The sequence below is a fragment of the Paenibacillus sp. FSL K6-0108 genome, assembly GCF_045040695.1.
Classification (GTDB): Bacteria; Bacillota; Bacilli; order Paenibacillales; family Paenibacillaceae; genus Paenibacillus; species Paenibacillus pabuli_B.
Genome location: NZ_CP150288.1, coordinates 4,733,826 through 4,754,470, shown reverse-complemented (window position 1 = coordinate 4,754,470; position 20,645 = coordinate 4,733,826). Strand labels below are relative to the sequence as shown.

19 protein-coding genes are annotated in these 20,645 nt (G+C 44.2%); 11 read left to right on the top strand and 8 right to left on the bottom strand.

Features of this window, described 5'->3' with window-relative positions:
* The first annotated feature begins 17 nt into the window (after positions 1-17).
* From MHB49_RS21460 to MHB49_RS21440, 5 genes are all read left to right on the top strand, one after another.
* Positions 18-323: a hypothetical protein gene (locus tag MHB49_RS21460; protein ID WP_247898088.1), complete on the top strand. Its 306-nt coding sequence runs from the start codon at positions 18-20 to the stop codon at positions 321-323.
* A gap of 835 nt (positions 324-1,158) precedes the next feature.
* Positions 1,159-1,998 (top strand): BglG family transcription antiterminator LicT, encoded by an 840-nt coding sequence (licT, locus tag MHB49_RS21455; protein ID WP_405157210.1) that lies wholly within the window; start codon positions 1,159-1,161, stop codon positions 1,996-1,998.
* Positions 1,999-2,365: 367 nt separating this feature from the next.
* Positions 2,366-4,282, top strand: coding sequence for a beta-glucoside-specific PTS transporter subunit IIABC (locus MHB49_RS21450; protein WP_405152934.1), 1,917 nt, complete (start codon positions 2,366-2,368; stop codon positions 4,280-4,282).
* A 34-nt stretch (positions 4,283-4,316) separates the two neighbouring features.
* On the top strand, positions 4,317-5,759 hold the full coding sequence (locus MHB49_RS21445) for a 6-phospho-beta-glucosidase (RefSeq protein ID WP_405152933.1): 1,443 nt from the start codon (positions 4,317-4,319) through the stop codon (positions 5,757-5,759).
* A 309-nt stretch (positions 5,760-6,068) separates the two neighbouring features.
* A complete protein-coding gene (locus MHB49_RS21440; RefSeq protein ID WP_405152932.1) occupies positions 6,069-6,467 on the top strand; it encodes a RidA family protein in 399 nt (132 codons plus the stop codon).
* 121 nt (positions 6,468-6,588) lie between these two features.
* Here the strand turns inward: MHB49_RS21440 and MHB49_RS21435 are convergent, their stop codons facing one another.
* On the bottom strand, positions 6,589-7,749 hold the full coding sequence (locus MHB49_RS21435) for a S8 family peptidase (RefSeq protein ID WP_405152931.1): 1,161 nt from the start codon (positions 7,747-7,749) through the stop codon (positions 6,589-6,591).
* Between the two features lie 212 nt (positions 7,750-7,961).
* On the opposite strand from MHB49_RS21435, the gene MHB49_RS21430 reads away from it, so the two are divergent.
* The 4 genes from MHB49_RS21430 to MHB49_RS21415 all read left to right on the top strand — a co-directional run bounded on the left by MHB49_RS21430 (position 7,962) and on the right by MHB49_RS21415 (position 10,180).
* Entirely contained in the window at positions 7,962-8,495 is a 534-nt protein-coding gene (locus MHB49_RS21430; RefSeq protein ID WP_405152930.1) for a GNAT family N-acetyltransferase, read from the top strand.
* Positions 8,496-8,601: 106 nt separating this feature from the next.
* Positions 8,602-9,462 carry a Cof-type HAD-IIB family hydrolase gene (locus MHB49_RS21425; RefSeq protein WP_405152929.1) on the top strand — a complete coding sequence of 287 codons (861 nt, stop codon included), beginning with the start codon at positions 8,602-8,604 and terminating at the stop codon, positions 9,460-9,462.
* A 33-nt stretch (positions 9,463-9,495) separates the two neighbouring features.
* A complete protein-coding gene (locus MHB49_RS21420) occupies positions 9,496-9,756 on the top strand; it encodes a hypothetical protein (protein ID WP_405152928.1) in 261 nt (86 codons plus the stop codon).
* A gap of 241 nt (positions 9,757-9,997) precedes the next feature.
* Positions 9,998-10,180, top strand: coding sequence for a YjfB family protein (locus MHB49_RS21415; protein ID WP_024630505.1), 183 nt, complete (start codon positions 9,998-10,000; stop codon positions 10,178-10,180).
* A 102-nt stretch (positions 10,181-10,282) separates the two neighbouring features.
* On the opposite strand, the gene MHB49_RS21410 is transcribed toward MHB49_RS21415, so the two are convergent.
* The 4 genes from MHB49_RS21410 to MHB49_RS21395 all read right to left on the bottom strand — a co-directional run bounded on the left by MHB49_RS21410 (position 10,283) and on the right by MHB49_RS21395 (position 14,878).
* Positions 10,283-11,020, bottom strand: coding sequence for an HAD family hydrolase (locus MHB49_RS21410; RefSeq protein ID WP_405152927.1), 738 nt, complete (start codon positions 11,018-11,020; stop codon positions 10,283-10,285).
* A 71-nt stretch (positions 11,021-11,091) separates the two neighbouring features.
* Positions 11,092-12,141, bottom strand: coding sequence for a zinc-binding dehydrogenase (locus MHB49_RS21405; protein WP_405152926.1), 1,050 nt, complete (start codon positions 12,139-12,141; stop codon positions 11,092-11,094).
* Between the two features lie 200 nt (positions 12,142-12,341).
* Complete coding sequence (locus MHB49_RS21400) at positions 12,342-13,580, bottom strand: aspartate aminotransferase family protein (protein ID WP_405152925.1); 1,239 nt, start codon at positions 13,578-13,580, stop codon at positions 12,342-12,344.
* An 89-nt stretch (positions 13,581-13,669) separates the two neighbouring features.
* On the bottom strand, positions 13,670-14,878 hold the full coding sequence (locus tag MHB49_RS21395; protein WP_405152924.1) for an MFS transporter: 1,209 nt from the start codon (positions 14,876-14,878) through the stop codon (positions 13,670-13,672).
* Positions 14,879-15,388: 510 nt separating this feature from the next.
* Between MHB49_RS21395 and MHB49_RS21390 the strand changes: the two genes are divergently transcribed.
* Positions 15,389-16,093 (top strand): pseudouridine synthase, encoded by a 705-nt coding sequence (locus tag MHB49_RS21390; protein ID WP_405152923.1) that lies wholly within the window; start codon positions 15,389-15,391, stop codon positions 16,091-16,093.
* An 84-nt stretch (positions 16,094-16,177) separates the two neighbouring features.
* On the opposite strand, the gene MHB49_RS21385 is transcribed toward MHB49_RS21390, so the two are convergent.
* The 3 genes from MHB49_RS21385 to MHB49_RS21375 all read right to left on the bottom strand — a co-directional run bounded on the left by MHB49_RS21385 (position 16,178) and on the right by MHB49_RS21375 (position 19,390).
* Positions 16,178-17,101 (bottom strand): DMT family transporter, encoded by a 924-nt coding sequence (locus MHB49_RS21385; protein ID WP_405152922.1) that lies wholly within the window; start codon positions 17,099-17,101, stop codon positions 16,178-16,180.
* Positions 17,098-17,949: a helix-turn-helix domain-containing protein gene (locus tag MHB49_RS21380; protein WP_405152921.1), complete on the bottom strand. Its 852-nt coding sequence runs from the start codon at positions 17,947-17,949 to the stop codon at positions 17,098-17,100. The genes MHB49_RS21385 and MHB49_RS21380 overlap by 4 nt, the downstream gene beginning before the upstream one ends.
* Positions 17,950-18,136: 187 nt before the next feature.
* Positions 18,137-19,390 (bottom strand): cytochrome P450, encoded by a 1,254-nt coding sequence (locus tag MHB49_RS21375; RefSeq protein ID WP_405152920.1) that lies wholly within the window; start codon positions 19,388-19,390, stop codon positions 18,137-18,139.
* 96 nt (positions 19,391-19,486) lie between these two features.
* Between MHB49_RS21375 and MHB49_RS21370 the strand changes: the two genes are divergently transcribed.
* Positions 19,487-20,644: a YhgE/Pip domain-containing protein gene (locus tag MHB49_RS21370; protein ID WP_405152919.1), complete on the top strand. Its 1,158-nt coding sequence runs from the start codon at positions 19,487-19,489 to the stop codon at positions 20,642-20,644.
* The last annotated feature ends 1 nt before the right edge of the window (position 20,645 follow it).

Genomic DNA, 20,645 nt, shown 5'->3' with positions numbered 1-20,645 from the left:
GGGGAGGCGAAAGAAGAATGTATATCATTTTGGCTTTAATAGTAGGATTTGTTCTGTGTCTTCTGATCCCATATGGTACGATTCTGGCAGGCGCGATTATATTTGCACTTGTTGCAGAGAATTATCGACAGACCATGAGTATGCGCGAGGATATTCGCTCCATTAAGCATCATCTGGGACTGATGCACAAGGGTGAAGCGGAAGAATACCAGATCGACAAAGAGTTAACGGATATCGAACACTTGGATTCGGACCAGTTGAAGATCATTAATCGAAGAATAGAAGCAGAGCTGGAGAAGGAAAGAAATAAAAATAAATCATGACCAAACGACTACACAAAAAGGGGAAAAGAATGTCTACTCATGTAGATAATAAGACAAAAGATTTGAACGGAAATATCATCAGCGAGACAAGTACCCCTATCCGTTTGAGATATACATACCCTCAAGAGATGAAGCGTATATTAGGCGCAAATGTTTACATTTCTATAAGGATTGGCATGGTACGCCGCTTACTGAAGAATGTTATGAGATGATATATGTTTGTAAAAAAGTGAGGAAAGCGTGACGAATTATTTTTTTGTATGCAATTTTTCATCATTCGGACACATGAAGTCCTCCTCTATGGAGGGCTTTTTTATTTATTTTTGATCCGAATTTTACAGGATTTTAAGAAGCATGTAAGCAAGAAATTAGTGAATAAGTGCAAGCGATTTTAATCTGCAATGACACAGATGCGCTCATGAACATAATTATAAATTTAAGTTTATTAAAGGTCGAAGTGGAAGGCGAGTAGTAGGCTTTCTGATACAGATCTGATACAGGCAGGTATTGAAATTCTGGATCTTAAGCTCTGGGTACAAGTATAATTCACTCGATAAGGCGTCATGCTAAAGGGAGTGGTTTTTATGGGAAGGTAGATAGATATAGAATAATTACTCGTAAACAGAAAAAAATGCAAACGAGCTGAACACGTTCATTTACCCATTCAAAATGTGATTTGTAAGACGTCAAGCATCTCCGATTTTTCTGTTGCACAATGTAGAAAAATGTAATACCATGAACGCACATTAGTTAACATTGAAGTGAAATGGGCAAGGCCAGTGACCTCGGTATTGAAGGTACGGTTTGCCTTTTTCTGTATATTGGAGTGGATAAAGTGAAGATCGAGAAGGTGTTAAACAATAATGCTGTAGTTGCGATGAAAGACGAACGTGAGGTCATTGTCATTGGCAGGGGCATTGCTTTCCAGAAGCGAGCTGGCGATGAGGTGTCCGAGCAGCATATTGATAAGATATTTACTTTACAGAATGAAGATATTCAGGAAAATTTCAAGGCATTAATCGCGAGCATACCACTGGAATACATGAAAGTGTCTGAGGAGATTATTGCCTATGCCAAGCTGAAACTGGGTAAGAAGCTCAATGAGAGCATCTATCTGCATCTGACGGATCATATTCATTTTGCCATTGAACGTTATCGTAACAATCTGCCCATCCGTAATGGATTGCTCTGGGAGACCAAGCAGCTTTACAAGGATGAATATGAGGTAGGGCTGGAAGCGCTGAATATGATTTGTGATCAGTTTGGTATGCTTTTGCCGGAAGATGAGGCGGGTTTTATGGCACTTCATTTTGTGAATGCAGCACTAAACGAAGAGATGCCTAACATCCGAAGCATGACGCAGGTCATGCAGGAGATTCTGACGATCATCAAATATCATTTCAAAATGGACTTTGACGAGAACTCATTGAATTATTATCGATTTGTGACCCACCTGAAGTTTTTCGCCCAACGGTTGGTGAAAGGCAAACATTACAAGAGCAACAACGACGATGAGTTATTTGAGATGATTCAGAAGAAGTATCCTGAAGCGCACAAGTGCTCGGAGAAGATTAGAAAATTCATTGAAAATAACTACACGTATCAACTGACTAACGAAGAAATGATGTATTTAACCATTCATATTGAGCGCGTGGTGCATGCCACATCGGAGTAAAGATATTACAAAATAAAGATTCTCAAAAAAACGCTTGCAAAAGGTCAGAAGTTATTATAATATGAATCCATAAAGTAAGCGCATACATCAATCGGATTGTAACTGTTCAATCAGGCAATTCCGTTATTCCGACCACTCTGGGTCAGTAAAGATGGGTTGCAACTTACTTTAAGATGAAGTTGTTAGTGTAACAACTGAATATCGCTGTGTACAGCCTTACAGGGTTGCAACCGTTAAGGGCAAAACCTGAATTGCTGAATATCACGACTTATCTCCGGATTTTCCGGTGCGTTGTGTATGTTCAGTAGTTCAGGTTTTCTTTGTTTCACAAGCATCGGGAGTCTACTTAGAGAGAGGAAGAATTGCTATGAACTACGATCAACTGGCTAAAGACATCTTGTCTGGTGTAGGTGGAGCTAAAAACGTAAACAGTGTATTCCATTGTGTAACCAGATTGCGCTTCAAACTCAAAGATGAAAGCGTTGCTAAAACAGAAGAACTTAAAAATCTGCCGGGTGTCATTACCGTTATGCAGAGTGGTGGACAGTATCAGGTCGTTATCGGCAATGAAGTGCCGGATGTATATAAAGCCGTTGTAAAAGCAGGTAATCTGTCAGCTGAAGGACAGGTCGACGCTGATGAAAAGGATTCGGGTCCGAAAGGCAGTTTATTTAACCGCTTTGTAGATATGATTTCTGGTGTATTTACTCCAGTGCTTGGATTACTCGCAGCGACGGGGATGATTAAAGGTTTCACTGCTATGTTCGTGTCCTTGGGTTGGGTGGACAATACTGCTGGTACGTATGCCTTATTAAATGCCATTGGGGATTGTTTATTCTACTTCTTCCCGATCTTCCTTGGATACACAGCTATTAAAAAATTCGGTGGAAGTCCATTCCTAGGTATGGCCATTGGTGCATCATTAGTCTATCCAACACTTGCAGGAATTCGTACTGGAGAACCGTTATACACTTTATTTGCAGGCACTTTGTTCGAATCACCGATTCGGATCGAGTTTCTAGGTATACCGGTTATTTTAATGGATTATGCTTCATCCGTTATTCCGATTATCGTAGCAACGTTCTTTGCGGTCAAAATCGAACGTTTCTTCAAAAAGGTTATGCCTAAAGTAGTCAGCAATTTCCTAGTTCCATTTTGTACTTTGCTAGTTATTGTACCACTTACGTTCCTGGTAATTGGGCCGGTTGCGACATGGGCGGGTCAACTGTTAGGTGCATTCACATCTTCGATTTACGGACTGAGCCCTTTACTTACAGGACTTGTAATCGGCGGTTTGTGGCAAGTATTCGTCTTGTTCGGACTCCACTGGGGACTCGTTCCATTGGTATTCGTTAACCTTGCAACGCTTGGTTATGATTCGATTCTGGCATTGTCTTTTGCAGCTTCTTTTGCTCAAATCGGTGCAGTGCTTGCGGTTACTCTGAAAACGAAAAGTCAAAAAATAAAAACACTCGGTGCACCTGCGTTTATATCTGGTATTTTCGGTGTCACTGAGCCAGCGATTTACGGTGTAACATTGCCATTGAAAAAACCATTTATTATGAGCTGTATTGCTGGTGGTATTGGTGGTGGTATCCTTGGTTTTGCCGGAACTAAAGGTTATATAATTGGTGGTCTTGGAATCTTCGGTTATCCGAGCTATGTAAGTCCTACAGAGGGTATGAATTCCGTATTCTTCTGGACGGTTGCAGCAACCATTATTGCATTCATCCTTGGTTTCATCTTGACGTATGTTGTTGGTTTCAAAGATCCGGTGGACAAAGCGGCTACACCAGCTCCAGCCCCGGTACTCGATCCAAACCCGAACAACAGATATGAAATTTTCAGCCCGATGGCTGGTGAAGTGGTTGAACTGAAAGAGATCAATGATGTTACCTTTGCAGGAGAGCATATGGGTAAAGGGATTGCGATACGTCCAACCAGCGGCAGAGTTGTATCTCCAATCACGGGAGTTGTACAAACGGTATATCGCACCAAACACGCTATTGGACTTGTAACGGATGATGGTGTTGAGATGCTGATTCATATCGGGCAGGATACCGTGCAATTGAAAGGTCAACATTTCACAGCTCATGTCAAAGATGGCGACCGCGTTAATGTGGGCGATCTGATCATGGAATTTGATCTGCAAGCGATCAAGGATGCCGGATATGAGACGGTTACACCCATTATTATTACGAACACATCCAATTATCTTGATGTAGTAGGCACGAAGAACGCATCTGTGCAGGAGAAAGACAAATTGCTTACAGTGCTCGGTTAATTGATCGTTCATAATGAATAGGAGGCATACGTGAATGTTTGAAAAATTAACAGCTTTCCCGGAGAATTTTCTCTGGGGAGGAGCAACGGCAGCGAATCAGCTTGAAGGAGCCTATCTTGAAGGTGGCAAAGGGTTAACTACGGTCGACCTGATCCCCACGGGGGCTAATCGCTTCCCTATTGCTCTGGGAAAGGTCGATTCATATGAGCCCAAAGATGGGGAGTTTTATCCTTCGCATGAAGCGATTGATTTCTATCATCGATACAAAGAAGATATCGCACTATTCGCAGAAATGGGATTCAAGTGCTTCAGAATGTCCATTGCCTGGGCACGGATTTTCCCTAATGGTGATGACGCTGAGCCGAATGAGGCAGGATTACAGTTTTACGATGATGTCTTCAACGAATTGTTGAAATACAATATTGAACCTGTGGTCACCATCTGTCACTTTGATGTCCCTGTGCATCTGGTCGAAACATATGGCGGTTGGAAGAACCGTAAGATGATTGGTTTCTTTGAGACTTATGCAAAGACTTTGTTTAATCGTTACAAGGACAAGGTCAAATACTGGATGACGTTTAATGAAATCAATATGCTGCTGCATCTTCCGTACATTGGAGCTGGTATTGTTCTTCAGGAAGGTGAGAACAAGGAGCAGGTTCTCTATCAGGCAGCGCACCATGAATTGGTTGCTAGTGCTTTGGCTGTGAAAGCCTGTCACAAGATCATTCCAGGTGCACAGATTGGCTGCATGCTAGCAGCGGGCATGGTTTATCCGTACACTTCCAATCCAGACGATGTATGGAAAGCCATGGAGCAGGATCGGGAGTCGTTCTTTTTTATCGATGTTCAGTCCAAAGGAGCGTATCCTGGGTATACGAAGCGTTTCTTCAGAGAACACGAGATCGTGATTGATATGCAGCCGGAAGATGCAGATATTCTCATGCAGAATACAGTTGACTATATTGGATTCAGTTATTACGCCAGTCGCTGTACAAGTACCGATCCAGAGATTTTGAAGGATTCGACCGAAGGCAATGTGTTTGGTTCAGTGAAAAATCCGTATCTTCAAGCTTCCGAATGGGGCTGGACGATTGATCCGAAAGGTCTTCGAATTACATGCAACCAGCTGTATGACCGTTATGGCAAACCATTGTTTATTGTGGAAAATGGACTTGGCGCAACGGATGTGTTGCTGGAGAATGATACCGTTGAAGACGATTATCGTATCGACTATCTGAATCGTCATTTTGCCGAGATGGCTGAAGCCATTCAGGACGGCGTTGAGCTTTTGGGTTACACGAGCTGGGGACCGATTGATCTGGTCAGCGCAGGTACCGGGGAGATGAAGAAACGGTACGGTTACATTTATGTAGACCGGAACAATGACGGAAGCGGCACACTTCGTAGAGTGAAAAAGAAAAGTTTCCATTGGTACAGAGAGGTTATTGCCAATCATGGGGCGCAATATTTTTAACTCGAGGTGTAATCCCTTACGAATATACAAAGAGCAGTCTCGTTGACACGGGATTGCTCTTTGCTTATGAAGGATGTTTTGACTCATGATTTGTTTCATATATAATGAAGAGATCAAGAGAATCTTGTCACTTAAGAAGGGAGGAGCATCCAATCATGAAGAAAAAATCACTTGCGTTTATATCTTCAGGATATGGATACTCCACTGCTATCTTTTTCTAGAATCTATTCCAAGGGAGAAGTGTGCCCAAATGAGGAAGAAAACTAGGGAATATCGCAGAAAAATCTTAAGAATGACGAGGTAATCAACATGAAAACTGATAAAATTACTAGAAAAAATCCAGCTAATATGCCAGCTCCTGTAGGACAGTACACGCATATTACAAGAATTCCGAGGAATGCGGAGTTGTTCGTGACATCGGGTCAAATTGGAGCAGATGGTAGCGGACACTTTCCGGACAGTCTGAATGAGCAAGTCACGAATACATTCAATAATATTAAAACAGTGCTCAAATCCGAGCATTTAGATGCTGAACATATTATCAAAGTTAACGTATGGGCGACGGAGAAAATCGATTGGGATTTCTTATACTCTGAGTGGGGACAATTATTCAGTCATGATTATCCTGCGATGACAATTGGATATATTACGGAGTTAGGTTTACCCGAAATTAAAATTGAAATCGAAATATGGGCAGCAAAAGTGTAGAACCAAACAAACTTATTTAAACCATGGAGCTTCGATAGAAGCCCCATGGTTTTTTTGATTTCTTTATTCGTGAGAAATAAAGTGGCGATGATCCATGTCATTAAGAGTAAATGTAAATATGTTATGGCACTTGCAGACTCTGATAGGCATTCAGCCGCCCATACGTCCAGTAGACACCAGAGCCGGACACGGGATCGGATGCGAAGCAGAGGGCATCGCGAATCTGCGCATTGGTTTTCCCGCGGGCAGCCAGTAATGCTGCCACTCCAGCTACATGAGGAGCTGCCATGGACGTACCTCTCATGTAGGCGTAGGAACTGCCCAGGTACGTGGACAGGATGGAATCACCCGGTGCAGCCATATCTACCCACGATCCATAGTTCGAGAAGTTCGATTTGAGGTCGGAAGGATCGGTTGAGGCCACCGCAATAACGTTGGGATAAGACGCGGGTACAATCGGATAGGAAGTATTATCATTGCCTGCTGCCGCGATGATGACTGCGCCCCGATCCCATGCATATTGTACAGCAGCTTGAAGAAAAGCTTCTCCGGTAGGCCCACCAAGGCTCAGATTGACGACTTGAATACCGTTGTTGGCGGCGAAAACAAGTCCGTTCCCAACGTTCCCCGTTGTACCTTGTCCATTGTTGTCCAGTACACGCAGCGGAACAATGGAAGCAAGCGGGGCAGCACCTGCAATCCCAAGGCCGTTGTTGGTAATGGAAGCGGCGATCCCGGCAACATGTGTACCATGCCCGTTACCGTCTTCGGGCACATTATCGTAATCAACGTAATCATAACCGGGTAGGATCTTGCCAGCCAGCTCGGGGTGATTCAGTTGTACGCCTGTATCAATAATGGCAATTTTCACAGAGCTGCTGCTCTGTGAAATATCCCAGGCCGCAGGAGCATTGATTTTTTGCAGATTGTATTGATAAGGGAAAAAAGGGTCATTTGGCGTGAACGATGACTGAAGATAATAGTTGGGTTCAGCGTGTTCGATTAGCACATGATTCTTGTATTTCTCTAACATCCGGTGCATTTTCTTTGTTGATTCGATGCGATACCAGCCCAGATCTTCATACGTTTCGGCTACTCTGCATTTTGCTTTTTTATGCAGGGTGTGCATCTCGTCGGCTGTCGTACCTTCCTTGAATTTGATTAACAGCTGCTTGGGTGCATGGGGATGAAATTTTTTGGCTGCACGTGTATCTTCCACATAATAATAGACAAACCCCAATGTTAGCAGGGCTACAGCAGAGATTACTAGCGATAACCACATATGTTCGTCCCCCTTAAAATTTGATTAATGACACGCGTTATAGTATGCGATCCCTATCAAATCGCGAGGGCTTTCTTCTATTTTGGTTAGGAGTTTAGATAGATTGATAGAAAGGGATTAATTCGATAGAATTGTAGGCAGAGAGCGAACGTATGCTTAATTTGGGTTCGTATACGGAGCTGAAAGCGGGCTCAAATCTAAGGATAAGGAATGTGGATCTTGTGACACATCTTCAGGCCGTACCGAGAGTGATGGCTATTCAAGAGCACCAAATGAATGATGCAATTGATTTTGCCATGCGTGTCCGAAAAGAGGTATTTCCCATGCTGGATCATGGAGAATTACCTGCTGACTTGGAGCAATTTAGAGAACATTATCTGGATTCAGCCGATGCCATCTTTCTTATTGCAGTCATGGAAGACAATCGAATTGTGGGTTCTATTGGTATCCTGCCGTATGATGGACGCATCGAAGCTTTGGCTGGAAAATATCCGGAGCAGTCTGCAGCTGAAATTGTGAAATGTTATGTGGATTCAAAATATCGTAGATACGGCATCGGTTCACTACTCGTACGAGAGCTGGAGAACGTGGTGGCCGAAATGAGCTATACAACGCTGTATTTACACACACATCGCTTTTTGCCTGGGGCCGTCGATTTCTGGAAACGTCAAGGATTCACGGTTATTGCTGAGGAGGACGATGACTGGCAAACCGTACATATGGACAAGTCAGCAGGCCAGATATAAAGATTTTCTATCAAGTGATGTAAGCACTAGGAAGCAAGGGGGATCAATCTATGGTAAATATAACGGAAGAGATTCGCGTGGTTGAAACAGATAGGGGCAAACGAAGATGAGCACAACGAATCGAAAAATTGTTTTTATAGATATTGATGGCACACTGGTAGATGATGACGGTAACATTCCGGTGTCAGCGCAACAAGCGTGCAAAAAGGCACGTGAAAATGGACATCTGCTCTATTTATGTACAGGACGATCAAAAGCGGAAATCTACGATTCTATTTGGGACGTCGGGTTTGACGGTCTGATCGGTGCCGGAGGAGGATATGTTGAGTTTGGTCAGGAAGTGCTGTATCACAAAAGGGTAACGGCTGAAGACGTTCGGCATATGGTCGATTTCTTCAATGAACATCAGATTGACTTCTACCTGGAATCCAATTCGGCCTTGTACGCGAGCGCCAATCTTCAATCTCATCTGGAACGTCGCATTTACGGTGATGTGCATAATGATCCCAATGCCAGAGCAAAAAAAGAACAAAAGCCCCATCCGTTTATTGCCGGTTTGACGTATGGTGAAGCCGATTTATACAAGGATGACGTGAACAAAGTTTGTTTTCTGGAAAGCTCGACGATTCCATTTGAGCAAATCAAGCAGGAGTTCGAAGGCAAATTTGAAGTCATTCAGTGCACGGTGCCTATCTTCGGTGAAGGAAGCGGTGAACTGATGATCCCCGGCATTCATAAAGCTGTTGCTATTGCGGATTTGCTGGAGCATCTGGATATGTCCCGTAAAGATACACTCGCCATCGGAGATGGCATGAATGATGCCGAGATGCTGGAGTTTTGCAACGTAGGGATTGCGATGGGAAATGCCAAGCCAGGTCTCAAAGCCATTGCAGATGATATAACTGGAACTATCGAAGAAGATGGTTTATACCACAGTTTTGTGAAATATGGATTGATTGAGTCCTGATCAGTCTCAAACGAGTGGAAGAGGTGAAAACAAATGTCGGAAGGGATAAAAGTTGAGCTGGAAATAAGTGCATTCGGTCAGGAAACAGTTCCATCGTACGACGATTCTTTTCGTAAACATGAGATCGCAAGAACTCGTATCTTACCTAAAGAAACAACGTTAGCGCAACTTGAAGAGCTGATAAAGGAAATGATGGCAGAAATCAAAGAGGACTTTCAGCAACCTGAACAGTTATTAGCTAAAGTAACCCTAAGAGCCAAGGAAACAGATGGGGTATTAAAATACTTGGGTTAGTGACTATGTTCAAATAACGTTCTAGAATCCGGACAAGACCCAGTAAATAAAACAACCAAATAGCCCGATGCTAAGTCCAGCAATGGCTGTAAAAAGAATAACAAATTTTTTCCCGTTCATAATCAACCTCCTTTAACAGTGAATTGTAACATATACGGAGGAGAGAATTACATATTTTCTCCCATCTGGCCGATATAAAATAAGTACGCCTATTGACCAGAAAACGAAAGGAGTGCAGAACATGGATATTGCAGCATTATCAATGGCTATGAGTCAAGTCTCAGTGGCGCAGTCTGCAAGCTTGCAAGTCATGTCCATGTCGAAAGACATGGCAGAGCAGCAAGGTCAGCAGCTAACAGAAATGTTAAAGTCGGTTCCGGCTCCTCATCCTAATCTGGGTGGAAGTCTGGATATTTCGGTCTAGACGATTTTTGAGTTTGCGTTCTCGCGTTAAATTTGCAGCAAGCAAAACCCAAACGGCTCCAATTCTAAGGAATTGAAGCCATTTGGGTTGTTTATTTTAGTCTTAGTTTGTTTCCGACAAGCTTGGAGATCTGCCTTTCAACGGAAGTGTCTCTTTCAGCGTCCATAACTCATCGTAACTGGAAATCTGAAGATCGGCTTTGGATAAGTCCTGGTCACCTGATCCCGGATTGCGGTATCCGATGCAGCGCATGCCTGCACTTTTGGCGGCCTGAACGCCATTGCGCGAATCCTCAATGACAAGACAGTTCGAAGGGGATGCTCCAATCATTTCAGCTGTAGCCAGGAAAATATCCGGAGCCGGTTTGCCGTTTGTAACTTCCTCACCTGTCATTCGGATCTCAAAGTATTTCCCAAGACCAGTCTTGTCCATGATCAGATCGATCAGTGCACGTGGAGAAGAAGAAGCAACGGCGATCGGAATGTGCTGCTCATGCAGCCAGCTTAACCAGCGTTCTACGGAAGGCATGGCCGTCAGCTTTGGGTGAGCCAGCATCGTCTGCATCACATTATGTTGATGGTAGGCGAGGGCTTCTTCCACGGTAACCGTCAACCGGTGCTTGTCCAACACTTGCCGCCACATCGATTCCAGCGTAGCTCCAACATAGGTGTGATGTTCTTCCTCCGTCATCTTTGCGCCAAAATGGGCAAAAGAGCTGCGCTCAATCTCGAAATAAATCGGTTCGCTGTCAATCAGTACGCCATCCATGTCAAAAATGACCGCCTGAATGCTGTCAACCTTCGACTCTCCCAGCCCGTCAAACACCTTGTTTGCTACCATGTTGTATTCCTCCTCCAGGATTCTGTAAGCATTTATCTCTAATTTATCTCAATCAAGGTTAACTTGCTACTTTAGATACTGGATCCGCTGGATTGCAGCACCACTTTGATGGCATGTGAAGAAGCCTGAAGTGTACGTCCCTGAATATCACAGCCGAGCGTCCGGAACGCTTCTTCATAATCCTCTAACGGAAAAGAATGGGTGATGATTTTTTTCGCAGGAATAATCTGTTGCTCAATCATGTAATGTGCTGTTGCGAAAGTACCCAGGGAGTCGATGGAGCCAATGATTTTCAGACTGCGGTCCACAACTTCCTTGGGATTGAAAGAAGTGTTTCCATCTCTCAGACCAACCAGCATGAGATAACCGCCGCTGGCGAGCTGCGAAAGCACTTGTGTGCCCATGACGCCTGTCGTATCCACAATCATATCAACCTGATTGGTTGTAGGTGCCAGCGATTCTATCGCATTTTCAAAGGATGAATGAACCTCCCAACGGTCCGGTGCAATCGAACCTGCAATGGCCAGGCGTTCTTCGGAGATGTCGACGAGACATCCCGTGACACCTTTGGAAGCGAGGGCATAGCTGTATAGAATACCAATCGGGCCCGCCCCAAGGATAATCGTTCTAAAATTCGGCAGCAGGTGAATCTGATTAATGCCTGTAAGCATACAGCTCAGAGGTTCAGTCAGTGTCGCTTCCTCATAGCTCACATGGTCCTTCAATTTATACAAAAAACGATCCTCGGTTACATAATAATCCGTAAATGTACCGTCAGCACTCACACCTGTCTCTGTAACCGACTTATGTGTGCAGTGATTTTGTCTGCCTGTTCTGCACATGTCGCATTGCCCGCAATAATAGGTAGGATCGATGACAACCCGATCGCCCGGCTGCAGTGTTGATACAGCAGAGCCGATGGCAATGACTTCCCCGGCAGACTCATGACCAAGAATGACGGAAGGAACCGCATGATATTTTCCGCTGACAATACCAAGGTCGGTACCACACACACCCGTTGCCCGGATTCGAACCAACACCTGATTATCTCTCGTGATTTCCGGAACAGGCCGTTCCTCAAGCGCTACATCCCATGCCGATTTGTATACCAATGCTAACATGTGTAAACCTCCTTATAATAATATGAAATGTAATTCAGATTACACGATAACGAAGAGAACAGAACAAACATGGAGAAGCGGAGCGTTCGCCTTTATCACCGGATTTTCCCCTGAAAAAGGGAATCAAAAAAATCTGGGGATAACAGCGATCGAAAGGTTGTTCTGTTAGCGTAGCGTCTGAGTGTAATTAGAATTACGTATTAATGAACGTTGGCAAGTACCGAATCGAGACGCTCTACAATTTCAACCAACTCATCTTCTGTTGTGGTAAGCGATGGTCTGACCTTAACTACGTTCCCGAAGCCATAACGTGATCCTCTTAAAATCAGATGCTCATCCGTGAAAGCACGGTCAATAATGGCGTTGGTTTTATCCGTATCCGGTTCATTATTGTCACCGACCATTTCTAATCCCCACATCAATCCGACTCCACGAGCTTCACCGATGCTTGGATATTTCATGGCCAAATCCTGCAGCAATCCACCTAAAATTTCACCTTTGCGTTTCACGTCATCGAGGAATCCGGGTTCGGATACAACCTCCAGGGTAGATTTGGCAGCCGTCACGGAGATCAGATTGCTTCCAGAGGTGAAGGAATGTTCATGCTTTTCCAGTACATCCAATCGGGACTGCATCAATACCGCAGCAACAGGTACACCGATTCCTCCGAGACCTTTGGCAAGGGTAATCATATCAGGCTGGATATCGAATAGTTCGCTAGCGAACATGTATCCGGTACGACCGATTCCCGTCTGTACTTCGTCGGCAATAAGAATAATGTTGTACTCATCACACAGCTTGCGCAGTCGCTTGAAATAACCTGCAGGAGGAATGATATTGCCGCCATTGCCGAGGATTGGTTCAATAATCATGCAGGCGACTGAGCCGGAGCTTGCATATTCTATGGCATCAGAGATAGCTTCAACGCATTGATATCCGCAGTCTCCGCTTGAAGATTTGAATGGGCAGCGATAGCAGTATGGTGCAGGTACATGAACGGAGTTGGCAACAGCCGAATTCGGAAACCGTTTCCGCCGGAAGGCATTTCCCGAAATTCCTGTTGCAAATTGGGTCTGCCCATGGTGGGACAGATACAGGCTGATAATGTCTGTGGATTGCGTGTATTTTTGTGCAATTTTAGTGGCACATTCATTGGCAGTTGAGCCCGTAATATCCCGCATCCATCCGGCATTAATGTCGTTTGGAGCATATTCAATCAGATGATCGAGCACTTCATCCACATACGGTTCTGTGAAGGAGGAAGACATATGCGTCAGATTGCCGACTTGTTCCTGAATTTTGCTCACGACATGCGGGTGATTGTATCCCAGTGACAGATTGAATGTACCGGATACACCATCCAGATATTCAACGCCTGCATCGTCAATCAACTTAATCCCTTGTCCGATTCTGAAACGGTTTTTGGTTAAGGTTTGCATATGATTCCCTCCATAAATGTAATGTTCTGGCCTGATGAAGATCAATAATTCCGGATTACGCAGGCATCACCCCTCTCAAGAAGCAGCGTTTAAATCTCTTTACTTTGATGTGCGAGAGTTCCGCTTACAGTGCTGTTCCTTACATTCCAGAGACGAGATAGAACGAGAGTGAGGAGCAGAATCAGACAAAATCCGGCCAAAATCCAGATCGTGTTCACTACAGGCCACGCACTCATGCTCCATCCGGTTACATACTGCAGGATGGCGCCACCAATACCGCCCGAGGCAATCAGGATACTGGTAGTACGTTCAGTCATGCCCGGAATCAGAATGTTGGCATAGACCAATGCGATACAGAACAGACCTGACATAAATAATCCGGTTCCAAAGATTAGCAAATATGTTGCCCATTGGCCTGTTACGAACACCATGGCAACCGCGAACAGAAGTGTACCTACCGTACTCCAGATCAGGAAAGGCATGTAGTTGACGGACTCCGCAATTTTTCCGGAAAAAAGACGACCAATAATCATGGCAATCCATAGGATGGAGACGCTGAGTGAAGCGACAGATTCCTGTAACTGCAATCGTTCGACCAGAATGGAAGGCAAGAAGTTCATTAGGCCTAACTCGAGACCCATGTAAACGAAGAAAAAGATGACGAAGATTGTGAGCAGTCCCAGATGTTTTCTGGAATACTGGGATCTGCCCGATGCATGGCCAAGGGTGTTCTGACCAGCTTGTTTCAGATAAGAAGCAGCGGAGGTGGGCATGGTTACCCATAACAGCATGAGAATAAGGGATAACACGGAAACGGTATAAAACGTAAGATGCCAAAGATCCAGCCAAATGTATAAGGCAGCGACAGCCGGAATGAGAAGTGCTCCAAGAGCGAAGAACACATCAAGCTTGGACATTGCGACAGCTTTCTGATTTTCCGTAAATTCTATCGTAAACGCACCAACAGAGGGCTCAATGATGCCTGATCCAAACCCGACAATAATGGTTAGAAGCAGAACAACTGTCCAGGAGGGCAAGAAACCCAGAACGGCATAGGCAGCCACAATACAGATCAGTGCAATGGTTAACATAGGTTTTCTGCCGATGCGGGCAGTCATGAAGGGAGCAACGAGCACTCCGACAAGAAAACCGATGAACTGCAAAAATAACAAAAATCCGCCATCACTATATCCTCGCTCATAATGTGTCAACAAAACAGGTAGAAGTGCACCGAGTACTACGCTGGTTATGCCGATTAACAGATAGAAACCACAGCTTAAAGCGAAAATTCTTCTCATAAGTTGTCCTCCTAAGATGGATATAAATTTTATATTATGTAAATAATGTTTCTTTCGTATATAACTTATACCAAAATTATGCAATTGTACATGCTTTTTATTGTAAAATAATGTAAAGTTCTGACGAATGAATGATCTTTCTCACATAAAGTTCATCCTAAAACGATTTCGTGTCGAAGCTAAAAAAATAGAAACTAAAATGTTGGTTTTTAGCATGTTCAATCTGGTGTTTGTACTAAGGTATCAAACCAGAGAACCCGGATGGGTCGAAGAACGCTGCACATTTTGGAGAAATATGCAGCGTGATGCAAAATGTTCAATTGCTGGCCTGGGAAAAGGGATCGGGATGACATGGTAAAATGGAATTCATTTGCTTCATTTCATTATAAGTGAGATGATGTGGGATGAAATTCAATACATGGTCCTCACCCATTGAACGAATTGTAAGAACTGACGACATGAAATTGCCAATGAACAAGCGGCAATATTACAGATGAGAAGTGGTGGAGCATGCGAATTAACAAATACATAAGTGAAACGGGATACTGCTCCCGCAGGGAAACGAACCGATTAATTGCAGCCGGGCGAATCACGATTAATGGTAGATTGTGTGAAGAAGGAGCGGACGTGGAGCCCGAGGATATCGTGCTCATTGATGGCAAGGAAATTCCTGTTAACGATTGCGAGCCCGTATACCTTGCTCTGAATAAACCCATCGGCATTGTCTGCACTGCAGCGGAGCAGGTAGAGGGAAACATTATTCAGTATGTGAACTATCCCTCGCGTATCTTTGCGATTGGCAGGCTAGACAAGGCGTCCGAGGGTTTGATATTTCTGACGAATGACGGAGATATTGTGAACAAGATGATGCGTTCTGAGCATAACCATGATAAGGAATACGTAGTGACCGTAGACAAACCAGTGACAGACGAATTCGTACGGGCGATGTCGCAAGGGGTTGAGATTATGAATGTGGTGACGAAGCCGTGTGAGGTATATAAGCATAGTGAGAACGTATTTCGTATTATTTTGACTCAGGGGCTTAATCTGCAAATCCGCAGAATGTGCAAAGCCCTGGGGTACAGAGTGCTCAAGCTGGAGCGCATTCGAATTATGAATGTTACGCTGAGCGGACTGGAACGTGGGCAATGGAGACATCTGGAGAAGCAGGAGTTGGAGAAACTTCTATCCATGTTGAATAGAGAAAGGCATTGAGCAATGTCCTGGAGAATTGAAGAGAGGCACTAATCCCTTAGGGATCAATGCTTCTTTTTTGAGTTCTGGACGATGAGCCAAATACTATTGAAGTTCTGGGAACGTATTACGGTAGTCTTTTCTTTGTACTTTTTTCTCTGAAATGAATGATCCGATCAACGTTAACAGAGCCCCGAGCAGCGTAATCCAGGTAATCCGCTCATGCAGAATCAGTGCAGAAGCGACAACAGTAATGACAGGTACCAGGTAAATGTACACACTTGCTTTGACGGCTCCCAGCAGACTAACTGCGCGGTTCCAGGTTACAAAACATAAGGCCGAGGCACCCAGTCCAAGAAAGAGCAGGTTCATGAGATTGGCCGTGTTGGCGAAGCGCGTAAGATCAAATTGAATTTCAAACAGGAACAGGGCTGGCAGCATGAATACTAGGCCATAAAAAAACACTTTACGAGTAGCCCCGATAGTGTGATAGGAGAGTTCACCTATTTTGCGCATGAGTACAGAGTAGACCGCCCACACAGCAGGTGCCACGAAAGCGAGCAGATCCCCCAGCGGATTCAGTTGCAGAATGAAACTGCCGTTGAATCCAATAAGGATAATGCCAGTCAAGGCAATGGCGAAGCCCACGATAAACCGCTTGTGCAATCTCTCTCCATCCAGGAAGAAATGTGCAAGGACTGCGGTAAAGAAAGGGGCAATTGAAACAATAACACCTACATTGGAAGCCAGGGTGTATACCAGTGCAATATTCTCAATGAGAAAATATAACGTAACCCCGCATAACCCGGCCCCGATAAACAGCATTTCTTCTCTGAATGAGGTAATTCGCATCAAACGCGGATAAATCAGGAATAGCACCACATAGCCGATCACGAAACGGAAAAAGAGAATCTCCACCGGGGTGAAATCAATCAACAGCATCTTGGTGGATATAAATGTTGTTCCCCAGATCAGGATCGTAAGTAAGGCCAGCAGGTGTCCAGTGGAAATTTTGTTTTGACCTGTCATGACTGCTTATCCGCAGTACGTATTGAATCCACTTCATGGTTGAAGATGCGTCTATATTGCTTGGGTGTCAGGCCGATCAGTTTTTTGAAAAAGTTTGTAAAATGACTTTGGTCACTGAAACCGGTCTGCGCGGCGACCTCAATCGGGAGCTGGCCTTGTTCCAATAGCCGTTTGGCCTGATTGATGCGAAGCGTTTCCAGGTAACGGTAGGGAGATATTCCTTTTTGACGAGTGAATAAACGCAACAGATGGTATTTGCTCAGCCCTGTTAATTCGACTAAGTGGTTCAGCGTAATGCTCGCCATATAATGACTCTCTATGTACTCGCATATGCGTCTGATCTCGATGGTGACGTCCTGGGCGGAAACGGGCGGTTTGGCATCCGCATATTCTCTCAACAGCTGTTCCAGCAGAAAGAGCAGCAGTTCTTCTTTGTGAAAGTCGGCTTGCTCTTCCAAAATCATCTGATGCAGCTCATGTAATGAAGCGACATGTTCGCTTTGATAGAGAACAGGGGAAGTAAACCGTGGCAAGTAACCTTGTCCGGTAATTTCCTGTACATAATGGCGCATGATTTCAGGCTGAATGTTGATGCAGCGATAATCCAGGGTGCTGCCGTCCACCTGTTCGCAGGCATGGGGATCATGGGGGTTAAAAATAATCATGTCTCCCGTGTTCAGAATATATTCTTCGTTATTACATACGAGATGGCGCTTGCCTTTCTCAATAAATCCAATGACGTAATAGTCATGAAAATGATTGGGGAATTTCTGCATAATACCTTCGAATTGATAGGCTTCAAGTTGTAGATCGGTATCGAATACAACGGTTCTCACTTCGCGAGTCACCTGATGCACCTTCTTTCTGGTAAGTTAATTGTCATTATAATATGAAAAGAAGGGAGTTTCTTGGACGATATTGCTCGCTCTGATTTGTTCAAATATATAAAAAACCAAAATACCGACTGCCCCTTACTAAGGGGAGACGAGTATTTTGGTTTAATTTAGCATTTATGGCGGAAATGCCGAACTTCTTCTAGACGGTATACAGCTTCAGCGGAAGGCTTGTTAAAGACTGTCCAGCCGCAGAAGCAGTCAGGTTATCCTCCAGATTGAATCCGGCCACGGGTTCAATTTTGCTAAACGTTTTTAGGAAGGTGGTCAGTACAATTTTACCCTCCAGACGGGCTAGAGGAGCACCCAAACAGAAATGAGTACCAAAACCAAACGCAAGCTGTTTATTATTGTTTGTTCGATGAATATTCAAGGTGAACGGATCTTCGAACATGTTTTCATCCATATTGGCTGCACTCATCCACGCGACAATGGCGTCTCCCTTTTTTAGCTTCACCCCAAGCAGATCGTTATCCTCTTTGACCATGCGGTCCATTTTGCTGATATGAAAGCGATATCTCAGCATTTCTTCTACCGCGGCGGGGACAAGCTCGAGGTTATCCCTGAGTTCGGCATACAATTCCGGTTGGTCATACAGAAGAGCATAGAACGAGTTGGCCAACAAGTTGCTTGTTGTTTCTATACCTGCGCCCAAAATAAACATGGTGGTTCGCACAATCTCTTCATCGGTGAAGTGTTCTCCATCCACCTCAACCTGGATTAGATCTGAGATGATATCTTCTCCCAGATTGGATCTTTTGGAAACAACGAAGGGGTACAAGTACTTGAAATATTCTTCTCCGGCAATCTTTTTCATCTGGTTAATTTGATCAAAAGTAGCATCGGTAGTCGGCATAAATAAGGTATCAACCCAGTCCTTGAACAAATGGCGGTCTTTGGAAGGAATGCCGAGCAGGTCAGACATGATAATAACAGGAAACATGCTCGTATACGCTTCAACGATGTCCACTTCCGATTGGTGTTTGAATTCTCTGATCAGCTCTTCTGCGACTGCCTCAATTCTTGGTTCCCAGAGCTTGAGACTTCTGGGTGTAAATGCACTCGCCAGCAATGATCTTCGCTTGCGATGTTCCGGAGGATCTACGTTGTGGATATCCAGCTTGTCCGGAATGTGATGCTCGCTGTCCGCACCTTCTTCATTTGAATATCCCACGTTTACAATTGATCTTTTTCTCACGCTGGAGAAGTGCTCATGATCATTAAGCACAGTTTTGACAAGTTCGTACCTGAATACATGCCAGGAATCGGTCTCTTCATTGTAGATGACAGGTTCCTGATTCAGCATGCTGTGATACCAACGGTAGGGACTGAATTCTTCTTCTTTCGATTGAAAATTCGTGATTTCAGACAGAGAAATAATAGAGCTCTTCGTCATTCATTTCGCCTCCTTTGTTGGTCTCATTGACAAATATAACAAACAAGAGTACTTTAATTCAAGTAGTTTAAATCAAAACAACAAGGTGGAGTAAGAGTGAAGAATATACTGAAGCATAGCGGAGTTAAAGCAGGCATATTTATGATTGTTTTTTACCAAATTGTAATGTTGACCGTTTTCATGTCTGGGTACAGTGCAATCCCCAAAAATGTAACCAATCTTACCGTTGCCATTGTCAACGAGGACCAGCAGTCCGGTACTGAATTTGTACAAAAATTGCAAAAACAACTGCCATTTTCGGTAGTAACCAATGAATCATTGGAACAGGCGAAGATAGGGCTTGAAGACCGCGATATTCATATGATCATACGTATACCGGGTGATTTTACGGAGAAACTGTCTGAACAAGGCGGTAAAGCTCAACTGCAGTACCTGATTAATGAGTCGAACCCAACAACGATTACTAGTTCCATGAAAAATGTAGCTGCTGAAATCACTGCGCAGATGAGCGCTCAGATTCAGGCACAGAGCTTCGAAGGAGTACTGAGCAGTATGCAAGTTCCAGAGGAGCAATCGAAGCAGATTGTGGAATCCACCATGGCCAAAGTATCATCCGACATCGTTATGAGCAACCCGCAGCCAGCAGGCATGCAAAATCAGATGGCACCGATGTTTATCACCATGGCGCTCTATGTTGGAGCCATGATCTACGCGATGCAAAGCATTGGCGGAATGAAGCAGCTGCAAGGAGAGATGGGAAAATGGAGAGCATTCTTTGCAATGCGAGGTACAAACCTGCTTGTTTCCATCCTTGCTCCACTTGTAGGGATCGGCATTTATTTTATGGTGCAGGGGTATGGAGTTGAAGTGTTTTTGAAAATGTGGATGATACACAGTTTGCAGCTGTTTGTGTCGATTGAGTTCACAAGTATCTTTATCATGCTTCTTGGTCAAGGTGGAATGCTGATCAACATGATATTTGTACTAAGCCAATCCATTGCGAACGGGACGTCCATGTCACCGGAGATGATGCCAGGTTATTTCAAATTCGTGAGTCAGATCACACCAATGTTCTATTCAACACATCTGGATTATAATATTCTCTTCGGCGGAGGGAAGACGGTTCAATATGCGGTCGGATTGGCGCTTGTGGGCGTGGGGGCCTTTGTTATCAATACAGCCATTCATCATTTCAAAAAAGCGAAAGAGACCGATATGACACAGGAGCCTGTACAACAGCCCGTTATGATATAAA

Bases quoted from the DNA above. Each gene is read 5' to 3' on its own strand.
- MHB49_RS21460 (WP_247898088.1), top strand. From the start codon at position 18: ATGTATATCATTTTGGCTTTAATAGTAGGATTTGTTCTGTGTCTTCTG.
- MHB49_RS21450 (WP_405152934.1), top strand. From the start codon at position 2,366: ATGAACTACGATCAACTGGCTAAAGACATCTTGTCTGGTGTAGGTGGA.
- MHB49_RS21445 (WP_405152933.1), top strand. From the start codon at position 4,317: ATGTTTGAAAAATTAACAGCTTTCCCGGAGAATTTTCTCTGGGGAGGA.
- MHB49_RS21440 (WP_405152932.1), top strand. From the start codon at position 6,069: ATGAAAACTGATAAAATTACTAGAAAAAATCCAGCTAATATGCCAGCT.
- MHB49_RS21435 (WP_405152931.1), bottom strand. From the start codon at position 7,749: ATGTGGTTATCGCTAGTAATCTCTGCTGTAGCCCTGCTAACATTGGGG.
- MHB49_RS21425 (WP_405152929.1), top strand. From the start codon at position 8,602: ATGAGCACAACGAATCGAAAAATTGTTTTTATAGATATTGATGGCACA.
- MHB49_RS21420 (WP_405152928.1), top strand. From the start codon at position 9,496: ATGTCGGAAGGGATAAAAGTTGAGCTGGAAATAAGTGCATTCGGTCAG.
- MHB49_RS21415 (WP_024630505.1), top strand. From the start codon at position 9,998: ATGGATATTGCAGCATTATCAATGGCTATGAGTCAAGTCTCAGTGGCG.
- MHB49_RS21410 (WP_405152927.1), bottom strand. From the start codon at position 11,020: ATGGTAGCAAACAAGGTGTTTGACGGGCTGGGAGAGTCGAAGGTTGAC.
- MHB49_RS21405 (WP_405152926.1), bottom strand. From the start codon at position 12,141: ATGTTAGCATTGGTATACAAATCGGCATGGGATGTAGCGCTTGAGGAA.
- MHB49_RS21400 (WP_405152925.1), bottom strand. From the start codon at position 13,580: ATGCAAACCTTAACCAAAAACCGTTTCAGAATCGGACAAGGGATTAAG.
- MHB49_RS21395 (WP_405152924.1), bottom strand. From the start codon at position 14,878: ATGAGAAGAATTTTCGCTTTAAGCTGTGGTTTCTATCTGTTAATCGGC.
- MHB49_RS21390 (WP_405152923.1), top strand. From the start codon at position 15,389: ATGCGAATTAACAAATACATAAGTGAAACGGGATACTGCTCCCGCAGG.
- MHB49_RS21385 (WP_405152922.1), bottom strand. From the start codon at position 17,101: ATGACAGGTCAAAACAAAATTTCCACTGGACACCTGCTGGCCTTACTT.
- MHB49_RS21375 (WP_405152920.1), bottom strand. From the start codon at position 19,390: ATGACGAAGAGCTCTATTATTTCTCTGTCTGAAATCACGAATTTTCAA.